Raw genomic sequence first — 12,260 nt, 5'->3', positions numbered from 1 at the left:
TATTCATTCTACCTATTTGCGATCGAGCTTGTCAAATAATTTCATACTTTCTTTATTTGAATCGGCGCAGCGTGGTAGCAGGATGTGGGTTAAGCGATGACTTCAAATACCCCCATGCAGCCTGCTTCGGCGATCGCATCTTGATGGGGATGAAACATAAATTTTCCAGCGTAGCCGTAGGTAAATTCTAAAATATGCCGTTCAGCTACTCCCATTGTGATTACATCAGTTCTTTCACTGGGAGTCAAAGTCATTCCTGTGCGATATACGTCAAAAAAGTTGGCGTGCAGGTGAAAAGTCACTGCCGCTTCATACTCAATCATGTTGAGAACGTACAGCCGGATTAGCTGATTTCGGTAAATAGGGAGCGGGTTGTTCATGTAATAATTGGGCAACCCGTTAAAAGCGTAAAGTTCGTTTTTTTCGTCGTCGTTTACGTCGTATCCTCCCATGATTAACAAGATTTCATCGGCGGGAGGGCGGGGTTTTGGCGGATCGATGATGAACATTCCATAGAGTCCTTTACCTATATGGCGAGTTACGGGCTCAATATGGCAGTGATATAGATGCACTCCGTAGGGATTGGCATCGAATTCATAAATAAATACCGAACCGTGTTTAACTGGTTTAACGCCATCCATTTCGCTGGTATGAACGCCGTGAAAGTGCAGCGAATGAGAATCTCCGGCTTTGTTATAAAAAATGACGCGGATTCGATCGCCCTCTGTTGCCCTTAATGTCGGCCCCGGCACGCGATTGTTGACGTTCCAGGTGTTGAAAGCGACGGCGCTGTTAAGTTGGACGATCGAAGTATTAGCTTCTAGGCGAAATTCCCGAACCGTGCGCCCGTTTTCGCGCGTCACCGTGCCGTAATCAAAATCCCGCGCAATTTGCATCGGGTTGATATTGCTGATGGTGAGTGCATCTGCGGGCATGGGCGGTATTCTCGCGACTGATGTCGGTTTGCGAGTCAAGTTTTGAAGTGCGATCGCGCCGCCCGCTACCCCAGCCCCAGCTATTCCTAGCTGTAGCAGTTGGCGGCGGCTCCAGCGTCCCGGCTTTTTCATGGCAGGACGATCGGATAAATCTGTCATAACTTATTGAAAAACTTTCTCAAAAATTTACTCGTCGTTGATTATAAGACATTACCAGCTTGTTGTCAATTATTCTCAACTGTTCTCTTTTTCTGCGAAGTCAGAAAATTTCATGCTGATTTCATCTCAGTATGTGAGCTTAAAGATTGGGGTAGATGCTGCCGATCGCTAACAATGTATAAGGATTTACCGCTATAAATTAGAGTTATGAGAGTTTTGCTAGTTGAAGACGAGCCAGATTTAGGGAAAGCGATCGAGCGAACCTTAAAGCAGGAAAAATATATAGTTGATTGGGCCCTAGATGGCAGTGAAGCTTGGGAATATTTAGAAAGCCAGTGGATGCAATATAACCTGGCGATTTTTGACTGGTTGCTACCAGGATTGTCGGGATTGGAACTGCTGCGGAGATTGCGTGCTAAACATAGCGCACTGCCCGTATTGATGCTGACAGCAAAAGACCGAATGGAAGATAAAGTTGCGGGACTAGATGCCGGAGCTGACGATTATTTAGTCAAGCCGTTCGGGATGGCGGAACTGTTAGCAAGATTGCGGGCTTTGCAAAGGCGATCGCCCCAAATTCAACCGCAACAGCTACAGGTAGGAAATCTGGTTTTGGACTGCGGAAATCGAACTGTGTGCCATCTCGATCGAAGTGGTAACAGCCAGATAATTTCTCTAACAAACAAAGAGTTTCAACTGCTAGAATACTTTATGAAACATCCCAACCAAATTATCACCACTGACCAAATTCGGAATCAGCTATGGGAGGCGAGTGCAGATAGCTTTAGCAATGTGGTAGCAGCTCAAGTGCGCTTGCTGCGGCGCAAACTTGAGTCTGTTGGCGGCGCTAATTTAATAGAAACAGTTCACGGCGTCGGATACCGCATGAGAAATTAAAGCTGTAGGGGCAACAGCGGGCGGATTATATCTCGTTTCCAGTATCTGGCTATAATATAGAAAACTCGATCGGAAAAATGACTGCCATGAAAGATTTAATCCAACAAGAGTTAGAAAAGCTCGATATAGAACAACTCAAACAAGTATTTGAATTTATTGCTTTCCTGAAATTTCGTGCCAAATTAGTTACTATTCCAGCAATCGATGAAACTAACTTAGCTGCACTCTACAGCGAATTTGCCGAAGAAGACCGACAACTTGCGGAACTCGGAATGAGCGAATATGCAGAACTCCTAAAACATGAGGATTTGCAATGACAGTCAGACGGGGTGAAATCTGGATTGCAGCCCTCGATCCTACGCAAGGTTCCGAACAGGCAGGTGTACGTCCCATAATTATTTTCCAGAACGATACTATTGCGAGATACACGACTACTGTTATCAGTATTCCTCTAACAACTAATCTGCGCCGTGCCTCTCTCCCTTCATCTGTTTTCATTCCCAGCGGTGAGGGAGGATTGACTCAAGATTCCGTTGCATTGTGCCATCAAATGCGAGTTTTGGATAAAACACGCTTGCGAAATAAAATTGGTGAAGTTAATTCAGAGATATTGGTAAAATTAGAAAATAATGTATTATTTACCTTGGGATATTTACCTTAAAAAAGAGCGCTCGACTCAATGTGAATCAAAATAAACTATTTAACCAAACTCGCTGGCAATTAGCCATTTCCTATGCAGCAGTAATGGGTTTGATTTTAAGCTTGTTGGGATTTGGCGTATATAAGGCGATCGCCCACGCTCACTGGGTAGCTATAGACCGGGAATTAGAATCGGTAGCGGGGACGCTACACGACAGCCTAGAACTCAAATTGCAGCAGCCCGGACGCTTGGAGCCTATAGTCAACGAACTTTTGCCCAACCTCCGCCTAATGGGAGTTAAAGGCATTACAGAACAGTTGCCAAGCCGCCATATTTTAAGCGCTATCAACCAAGGCTATTACTATATTCGTTTATTTGATTATTCCGGTAAATTAATTGCTACGGCTGGCGATTATCCAGAAGAATTACCAGCCGGATTTAACTCCCAATACTGGCAAACAATAACTGATACCAAAGGCAATGTTTATCACCAAATTTCTGTAGCGCTACATACCCAAACACAGCAAGATTGGGGATATTTTCAAGTTGGGCGGAGCCTGCAAGACTTTAATGATTATCTCAGTACAGTGAAATGGGTTTTGAAATTAGGATTGCCTACAGCATTGATTTTGATAGGCTTTGCTAGTTGGTTATTGGCAGGATTAGCCATGAAACCGATTTATTCTTCCTACCGACAAATCCAACAGTTTACAGCGGATGCTGCTCACGAATTGCGGACGCCTTTAGCGGCTTCGCAGGCGACTGTAGAATCGGCGCTGTTGACGCCTCAATTAGATGAAAAAGAAGCGCGGGAAATTTTGCGGACGATCGATCGCCAAAACCGACGGTTAACTCAGTTAGTGGCTGATTTGCTGCTACTGGCTCGCATGGATAATCAAGCGATACGCGATCGCCCTCAATTGTGTTGTTTGAATGACCTTGTTAGCGATTTAGTAGAGGAATTGGCAGCTTTGGCGATCGCTTCTAAGGTAGCGTTAACATCCGAAGTGCGAGTGCAGCAGCAATTAAATGTTGTCGGCAATTCCGACCAACTTTATCGCCTAGTGGCTAATTTAATTGTTAATGCCATTCAATACACTCCCGCGGGCGGGAAAGTAACAGTTATTTTAGATTGCAGCCACATTGAGGCGATCGTTCAGGTTCAAGATACCGGTATGGGGATCGCGGCGGCAGATTTAGAGCGAATATTCGATCGATTCTACCGAGTCAACAGCGATCGATCGCGCCATACCGGCGGTTCGGGACTGGGATTGGCGATCGCCCAAACCATAGCCCGCGCGCACCGCGGCACCCTCAGCGCCCGCAGCGAATTGGGCTGTGGCAGCACCTTTTTCCTGCGATTGCCTTTGTGAGTTACCATGTGAGGGCAACTGACATCTTGCACCATGTTCAAGAACAGGCAAGATGCCTGTTCCACAAAGAGTGATTCTTATTGTGGGGTGGGCATCCTGCCCGCCCGTGAAAGGCTGATTGAGAATTGTGCAAGATGTGGGGAAAACCGAATCATCTTTTTGTGGTAATCCCTTTTGCAGAAGAGAGCACGATCGCCGAAAATCATTAAATAGTCATTAGTCCTCAGTCAGTAGTCAGTAGTCAGTAGTCAGTAGTTAGTAGTTAGTAGTTAGCAGCTAACAACGTATAACAGGAAAATTCAGCTCGACTAACAATTAATAACTAATGACCAATGACCAATGACCAATGACTAATCACGGTTCATTACCGACAAATACCTAGCGAAAAATTATGACAGTTTTAGAACAGGGAACAATCTCAATCCATACCGAAAATATTTTCCCGATTATCAAGAAGTCGCTATACACTGACCACGAAGTCTTCTTGCGGGAACTAATTTCTAACGCCGTCGATGCCATTGCCAAACTCAAAATGGTTTCTCGTTCCGGCGAATACAGCGGCGAGGTGGGCGAACCGCAAATCAACATAGCGATCGACAAAGAAAACAAAACCCTCTCAATTTCCGATAACGGCATCGGCATGACCGCCGATGAGGTAAAAAAATACATCAACCAAGTCGCTTTCTCCAGCGCCGAAGAATTTATTGAAAAATACCAAGGCAGCGGCGAGGACGCAATTATCGGTCACTTCGGCCTAGGTTTCTACTCTTCTTTCATGGTGGCGAAGAAAGTAGACATTGATACTCTTTCTTACCAAGAAGGCGCGCAAGCCGTACACTGGTCTTGCGACGGTTCTCCCGCTTTTGAACTATCAGAATCTTCCCGCACGGAACGCGGCACTACTATTACTCTTACCCTCCAAGATGAAGAACAAGAATATGTAGAACCCAGTCGCATTAAGCAGTTAATCAAAACTTACTGCGATTTCATGCCCGTTCCCATCAAATTTGAGGGAGAGGAACTCAACAAGCACAAAGCAATTTGGCGGGAATCAGCCAGCAATTTGCAAAAAGAAGATTACTTAGAACTGTACCGCTACCTTTACCCGTTCCAAGACGAGCCGCTGCTGTGGGTACACCTGAATACAGATTATCCTTTTATTGTCAACGGGATTCTTTATTTTCCAAAACTGCGGCCGGATGTCGATGTTACCCAAGGCAATATTAAGCTATTCTGCAACCAGGTTTTTGTCAGCGACCACTGCGAAGAAATTATCCCGAAATTCTTGATGCCGCTGCGGGGCGTTATTGACAGTACGGACATTCCCCTGAACGTTTCTCGCAGTTCTTTGCAAAGCAATCGCACAGTCAGGAGAATCGCTGATTATATTGCGAAAAAAGTGGGCGATCGCCTGAAAGAACTTTACCGCGACGACCGTGACGAATACATCCGCTGCTGGCAAGATATCGGCACTTTTGTCAAGTTCGGAACTCTCAACGATGACAAGTTTAAAAAGCAAGTCGAAGATATCTTAATCTACCGCAGCACCTACGAACCAACAGCCGAGAAGCCAGAAACTGTAACGCCCGAAGTTCAGGTGCAAACTGAGGAAGGAGATTTGTGGCAAGATGTAACTCCGAAGTCGGAAACTTCTACTTCGACGCAGCCTTACACGACTCTGAAAGAGTATTTGGAACGCAATCAAAAACGCCACGAAAATCGGGTGTTTTATTGTACAGATCCGGCGTCTCAAGCAACTTATGTGGCAATGCACAAAAGCCAAGGTTTAGAAGTGCTGTTTATGGATTCTTTCATCGACACGCACTTCATTAGTTTCTTGGAACGAGAACACTTAGATGTCAAATTCTCGCGGGTTGATTCCGACATCGACGAAACGCTAATTGACAAAGAGAAAGAAGCGGAAATTGTCGATCCGGCGACGAATAAAACTCGCAGCGAACAAGTTCAAGAAATGTTCCAAAAAGCTCTCAACAAGCCGAAAGTGAACATTCGCACAGAAGCTTTGAAGTCTGACTCTGCGGAGGCGACGCCACCTGCGATCGTACTTTTGCCGGAAGCTTTGCGCCGGATGCGGGATATGACGGCGCTTTTGCAGCAGCAAGCGGCCGAATTCCCCGAAGAACACGTTTTGCTGGTGAATACGTCTCACCCGCTGATTCAAAATCTGGCGAGTTTGAGTCAGGGTGCGATTATTCAAGGCGGCGGGGAGTCTCCGTCGGCCCAGTTGGCGAGTATGATTTGTCACCACGTTTACGACTTGGCTTTGATGGCCCAGAAGGGTTTCGATGCTGAAGGGATGAAGGATTTTGTCGAGCGATCGAATCAAGTCTTGACAAAATTGACTGAACGTGCAATGTAATTAACCCCCCCCCAACCCCCCCTTGCTAAGGGGGGGAGTAAGAGTTTATTTCCCTTGCTGAGCCGGCGATCGGGTGTTTTTTGTCCCCCCCTTAACAAGGGGGGCTAGGGGGGTTCTGCGCTGTTGCTATATAATGAAGCGATCGAATCAAGTCTTGACAAAATTGACTGAACGTGCCATGTAATTAACCCCCCCCAACCCCCCCTTGCTAAGGGGGGGAGTAAGAGTTTATTTCTATTGGTAAAGGGATAAGTCAAGCCTTCTTGCTTCTTGCTTCTTCCTTCTTCCTTCTTCCTTCGGGTATAATGAAATGCTGCACGCAAAAAAACGGTAATCTGGAGCGCAATATGTCACGGAAATGTCAGCTAACGGGGAAGAAGGCGAATAACGGTTTTGCGGTTTCTCACTCGCACCACCGCACTCACAAGTTGCAAGAGGCAAATTTGCAGTGGAAGCGGGTTTGGTGGCCCCAGGAGAAGCGCTGGGTAAAATTGCACCTTTCTACCAAGGCAATTAAAACCTTGGAACACAAGGGTTTGGAAATCATGGCGAAGGAAGCTGGAATTAACCTGTACAAGCTTTAAAAAACTTGGCTAAATTAAAATGAGGGCGATCGCACGCTTGAGAGTGCGATCGCCCTTACTTTTAGAGAAAAACCTTTACTAGAGCAATTTTCTGCCTTGCAGTAAATAAGTAGTCATCTCGCCTTTGCCTTTAACTTCGATCGCACCGCGGTTTTCAAAGAAATACTTTTCTCGCAATTGCTGATAAGTTGTTTCTGTTACCTGAATACTCCCTGGCTTGCCGTGAGATTCCATGCGGGAAGCAGTGTTAACGGTGTCTCCCCACAAATCGTAAATAAATTTTTTAATTCCAATAACTCCGGCAACAACCGGGCCAGTGTTGATGCCGATTCTGATGCTGAAATCTTGATTGTGGATATTGCTGAAGTCAGTAATTGCCTGCAGCATATCGACCGCCATTTCTGCGATCGCTTCTGCATGATCCGGGCGAGGAATTGGCAGCCCTCCTACTACCATGTAAGCGTCGCCAATGGTCTTAATTTTTTCCAAACCGTGCCTTTCTGCTAGGTTGTCGAAGGTCGAAAAGATGTCATTCAGCAAGGCTACTAATTGCGTTGGAGAAACTCGCGAGCTCAATTGAGTAAAGCCTACTATGTCCGCAAATAAGACAGTAACGTCCGCAAAGGTGTCTGCGATCGTACTGTCTCCTCGCTTCAACCGATTGGCTATTTCTTCAGGCAAAATATTCAACAACAAGCGTTCTGATTGTTCCTGTTGAACTTGCAGTGCACTTAAAGTATCATTCAGAGCATTGGTTCGTTCTTTCACTCTAAATTCTAACTCTTCATTAAGCTTGTAAAGAGCCATTTCAGCCCGCCTGCGGTCTGTGATATCCGTACCTATTGCCAGCATTCCCACGAAGTTTCCTGCTGCGTCAAACAGCGGTTTATTTGCCCAGGATACCCAAACGCGATCGCCGCTGCGCCGGATGCTTTCATTTTCATTTCGCGTGTATTGTTCTGGGTTTTGCAAAATATCTCTCACCTTTGCGGCCAAGTCATTTCCTGTTGTATCTGTCTGGGGAATAATTGTTCCCACGGCGTTTTTGCCAATTATTTCTTTTTCATCGTAACCAAAAAAGTTTTGTGCAAATTCGTTAAAAAAAGTAATATTTCCTTCCGTATCTACTTTTAAAATAATGCTGTTAGCATTTTCAACTAATTCCCGATACTTAGTTTCGCTTTGGCGCAGCGAATCCTCTGCTGATGCGCGTTCGGCTACAGTGGCGGCCAACAGCAGCGATGTAACTACAATTACGCTCATAAAAGCCTGCAAAAATAAGATTGCCTGATTTATATTTTCCGCTTTGGCAAGAAAAGGGCCGCCTCCCTGAGAACCGCCCCAAATGGCGATACTGGATACAATGAAAGATGCTAAAATACCCCCGCCCTGACCGAATTGAATGGTTGCCCAAATTACTAAGGGAAATGGCAAGTATTCGAGGGGATAACCGGAGAGATTACTTTCACTTTTTGAGTTGTAGACTAGCCAACTGACTGTTACTAATAACAGCAGGCATATTCCGGCACAGATGCGATTTACAATTGTTTTATAACCTGTATTTTGTGAAGGGCTGGGCGCTTGTTTGTGGTTGTATATAATCAACAGCAGGGGAGTAAAAATTAAAACTCCTAATGTATCTCCGAGATACCAATTCCATCTAACGTTCCAATATTCGCTCCAGTCAACTAAACCAGTTACACAGAAGCGTAGCGTGCCGAGAGTGCAGTTGATTTGAGTGGCAACTACAGCACCGCTGAAAACTAAATTGACTACATCTATCAGCCGATTTAGTGACGGGCGAAACTTGAGTTTATGCAACAAAGTAAATGCAGACAAAGCTTGTAAACAAGCACAAAAAGCACTAATTATTGCACTTATTATGGAGATATTTAGATTAATAGTCTCGTAAAAAAATACGCCTAAAGCTATTCCCGGCCACACCTGCCGCCCGAACAATAAAAGTGCAGCTTGTGCAATTCCTGCGGGTGGCCAGACGCACGTACCTAATTTATTTACGCCGGGGATTGAAACTGCTATTTTTGCTCCCAAAGCGTAAGCAAAAGCAATGGCAGCTATTTTTGCTAAGTATTGCCAAGTTCTAGATTGAGGAAATCGCAGAAAGTGAGTTTTTTTGGAAATCATACACAGTGTTATATTTTTAACTAACTATAGCAACCGCGCCCGAAGATTAGGAGATGCTTAATTCTGAAACATGACTTCTTATATTACTTCTTCCTTCTTCATTCTTCCTGATGCTATAACTTGATGCCGGTAAGAAAATAAGTGTTCATCTCGCCTTTGCCTTTAACTTCGATCGCGCCGCGACTTTCAAATACATACTTGTCCTGCAATATATCATAAATTGCAGACGTGACTTGAATACACCCAGGCTTGCCGTGGGATTCCATGCGGGAAGCGGTGTTAACGGTGTCTCCCCATAAATCGTAAATAAATTTTTTAATACCGATTACTCCGGCGACGACAGGGCCGGTGTTGATGCCGATTCTGATGCTAAAATCTTGATTGTGGAGATTGCTGAAGTCAGTAATTGCCTGCTGCATATCGAGGGCCATTTGGGCGATCGCCTCTGCATGATCGCTGCGGGGCATGGGCAGCCCTCCTACTACCATGTAAGCGTCGCCAATGGTCTTAATTTTTTCCAATCCGTGCTTTTCTGCTAGGCGATCGAATGTCGAAAAAATGTCGTTAAGCAAGGAAACTAATTCGGGGGGAGAAATTTGGGAACTAATTTGGGTAAAACCGACTATATCTGCAAATAATACTGTTACTTCGGAAAATGTATCGGCGATGATGCTTTGGTCTTGTTTTAATCTATCGGCGATTGGTTGCGGTAAAATGTTGAGTAGGAGACGGTCAGATTTTTCTTGTTCTAAGCGCAAAGCTGCTTCAGCTTGTTTGCGAGTTGTGATATCTTGAACAGTACCTTCGTAATAAAGCAAATTTCCGTAGGAATCGCGCACGGTATAAGTATTTTCCGAAATCCAAATTATACTGCCATCTCGGCGGTAAATTTGAGATTCAAAATCCGATACTTTGCCTTGTTCTTCTATTAAGCGGACAATTTCTGCCCGGCGTTCGGGGTCAACATAAAGTTGTTGGCTAATATCAGTTAGTGTACCCACCAATTCCTCGCGTGAACTGTAACCGTAAATGCGAAGCAAAGCAGGATTGGCGCTGAGATATTGCCCATCTGGGGTAGTTTGAAAAATGCCGACGATCGCATTTTCAAAAATGCTGCGGTATTTTTCTTCAGCTTGCCGCAGCGCTTCTTCAGCCCGCTGGCGTTCTCGCGCTTCCATTGCGAAAGTTACAGAGTCTGCTAGAGAAACAGCGAAACTTTGTTCTTCAATCGTCCAAAAGCGGGGCATTCCTACGTGTTCTAAACAGAGAACTCCTGCTGTTTCTCCGCCTATTTGAATCGGCGTATCTAGCATGGAAGTGATGCCGAACGGAATTAGGTAAGATTCCGCAAATTCTCTAGTTCTAAAATCTTTTTGTGCGTCAAAGGCAGCAATTGCGCGTTCTTCTCGCAGTGTTTGAAAATAGAGAGGATAGTCTGCTGCTGCTAATTCCAAGCCTTGTGAGTGCTGGTTGAGAGTGCGATCGAACAAATCTAGGCACTCGATCTTGGATTTAGTGCGATCGTACAGCCAGACGCTCGATCGGGCAACTTCCAGAGTACGGCTAGCAGTTTCAGTTATTTCTTGAAGCGCTTTTGTTAAGTCGCCTTGATTCAGCGCTTTATTTTTGGCTAAATCAATTAATGCCGATTTCTGTTTTTGTAGCTGAAGTTCGCTTTGTTTCAGGGCATTTGTCCGTTCTTCAACTCGGATTTCCAGCTTTTCATTAAGCTTTTGCAACGCTATTTCAGCTTTTCGGCGATCGGTGATATCTGTCCCGATGCAGAGGATGCCCAAAAGTTTGCCCGCTGCATCAACCAGCGGTTTATTTGCCCAAGATACCCAAACCCGATCGCCACTGCGCCGGATATTTTCATTTTCATAGCTGGTAAAGCGATCGGGATTTTGTAAAATTTGACTATAAACCAACTCTAAGTTATTCCCTTCCATGTCCGTCTGTGGAATAATGGTTCCCAAGGCATTTTTCCCCAGAATTTCTTCCTCCTTGTAACCAAAGAATTTTTCGGCAAATTCGTTAAAAAAAGTAATATTGCCATCAGCATCCATTTTCAAAATAATACTGTTAGCATTTTCTACCAATTCTCGATACTTAATTTCGCTCTCCCGCAGAGAATACTCTGCTGATGTGCGTTCAGCTACTGTCGCTGCCAATAACAGCGAGGTAATCGTAATTACACCCATAAAAGCTTGCAAAAATAAGATAGCCTGATTAATATTGTCAGCTTTAGCTGTGAAGGGCCCCCCTCCATGAGAACTGCCCAAAATTGCGATAATTGAGACAATAAACGATGCTAGGACAGCGGCTCGCTGACCGAATTGAAGCGCCGCCCACATTATCAAAGGAAACGGCAAATATTCCAGGGGATAACGAGAAATAGAAGCTTCTTGTTTCGACTCAAAGACCAGCCAGCTCACCAAAATTAATAATATTAACCATACTCCTCGCTCAATTAAATAATTTTTCTTTGTTTCTGTTTGTATTTTTAAACGATCGGCGGTTACTTGAGGACGAGTTAATATTAAAATTAAGGGAGTTATAATTAAAACTCCCATTGTGTCTCCCAACCACCAATTCCATCGAGTAGACCAATATTCGCTCCACTCTATTTTGCCAGCTAAATATAGAGAAAATGCGCCAATAGTGCAACTGATTTGAGTAGCAATTAGACCGCCAAACAAAATTAAATTAATTACATCTTTCAATCGCTCGATAGAGGGACGAAACCGGAACCAGCTCAGGGCGGTTACTGCAAAAACAGCTTGCAGAATCGCCCCGGCGTTTCCTCCCAGCCAAACCACGAATATTTGTTCATTTGGGTTAACCAAATTGAGCAAAAATGTACCCAAAACTATGGCAGGCCAGACTTTACTCCCAAACAATAAAAGTCCAGCTTGTGCAATTCCTGCGGGTGGCCACACCGAGGCGGCAAAGGGACTAACACCTTGAATTGAAATTGCTAGCCTCGCTCCCACGGCGTAAGCGACAGCAACGACAGTTACTTGGGCTAAGTACCGCCCAATTCGGGACTGAGGGAATCGCAGAAACTGATTTAGGTTCAGATTCATACCGAGTTTTAAGTTTTAGGGAATTTCACATCTCAAGGAAGTTCGGCAACGGATTCGCTCG

At 44.8% G+C, this 12,260-nt stretch carries 9 protein-coding genes; 6 read left to right on the top strand and 3 right to left on the bottom strand.

From position 1 onward, the window contains the following. Positions 1 to 89: 89 nt before the first annotated feature. Positions 90 to 1,094 carry a multicopper oxidase domain-containing protein gene (locus QUB11_RS05140; RefSeq protein WP_333389968.1) on the bottom strand — a complete coding sequence of 335 codons (1,005 nt, stop codon included), beginning with the start codon at positions 1,092 to 1,094 and terminating at the stop codon, positions 90 to 92. Positions 1,095 to 1,301: 207 nt separating this feature from the next. On the opposite strand from QUB11_RS05140, the gene rppA reads away from it, so the two are divergent. The 6 genes from rppA (at position 1,302) to rpmB (ending at position 6,968) form a co-directional block, all read left to right on the top strand. Next, positions 1,302 to 1,991, top strand: coding sequence for a two-component system response regulator RppA (gene rppA, locus QUB11_RS05135; protein ID WP_333201800.1), 690 nt, complete (start codon positions 1,302 to 1,304; stop codon positions 1,989 to 1,991). Positions 1,992 to 2,077: 86 nt separating this feature from the next. Beyond that, positions 2,078 to 2,308, top strand: a complete 231-nt coding sequence (locus QUB11_RS05130) for a hypothetical protein (RefSeq protein WP_223300653.1) — start codon at positions 2,078 to 2,080, stop codon at positions 2,306 to 2,308. Further along, complete coding sequence (locus QUB11_RS05125; protein WP_333201803.1) at positions 2,305 to 2,652, top strand: type II toxin-antitoxin system PemK/MazF family toxin; 348 nt, start codon at positions 2,305 to 2,307, stop codon at positions 2,650 to 2,652. Before QUB11_RS05130 ends, QUB11_RS05125 begins: the two co-directional genes overlap by 4 nt. 20 nt (positions 2,653 to 2,672) lie before the next feature. Further along, entirely contained in the window at positions 2,673 to 4,004 is a 1,332-nt protein-coding gene (rppB, locus tag QUB11_RS05120; protein WP_333389967.1) for a two-component system sensor histidine kinase RppB, read from the top strand. Positions 4,005 to 4,395: 391 nt separating this feature from the next. Next, on the top strand, positions 4,396 to 6,384 hold the full coding sequence (htpG, locus tag QUB11_RS05115; protein ID WP_333389965.1) for a molecular chaperone HtpG: 1,989 nt from the start codon (positions 4,396 to 4,398) through the stop codon (positions 6,382 to 6,384). 347 nt (positions 6,385 to 6,731) lie between these two features. Continuing rightward, a complete protein-coding gene (gene rpmB / locus QUB11_RS05110; protein ID WP_242724808.1) occupies positions 6,732 to 6,968 on the top strand; it encodes a 50S ribosomal protein L28 in 237 nt (78 codons plus the stop codon). A gap of 78 nt (positions 6,969 to 7,046) precedes the next feature. On the opposite strand, the gene QUB11_RS05105 is transcribed toward rpmB, so the two are convergent. Then, entirely contained in the window at positions 7,047 to 9,113 is a 2,067-nt protein-coding gene (locus QUB11_RS05105; RefSeq protein WP_333389963.1) for an adenylate/guanylate cyclase domain-containing protein, read from the bottom strand. Between the two features lie 113 nt (positions 9,114 to 9,226). Beyond that, positions 9,227 to 12,199 (bottom strand): adenylate/guanylate cyclase domain-containing protein, encoded by a 2,973-nt coding sequence (locus QUB11_RS05100; protein ID WP_333389962.1) that lies wholly within the window; start codon positions 12,197 to 12,199, stop codon positions 9,227 to 9,229. Positions 12,200 to 12,260 lie beyond the last annotated feature (61 nt).

The organism is Microcoleus sp. B6-A1, assembly GCF_036705085.1.
Lineage (GTDB): Bacteria > Cyanobacteriota > Cyanobacteriia > Cyanobacteriales > Microcoleaceae > Microcoleus.
This window is presented reverse-complemented; position numbering and strand designations above follow the sequence as displayed.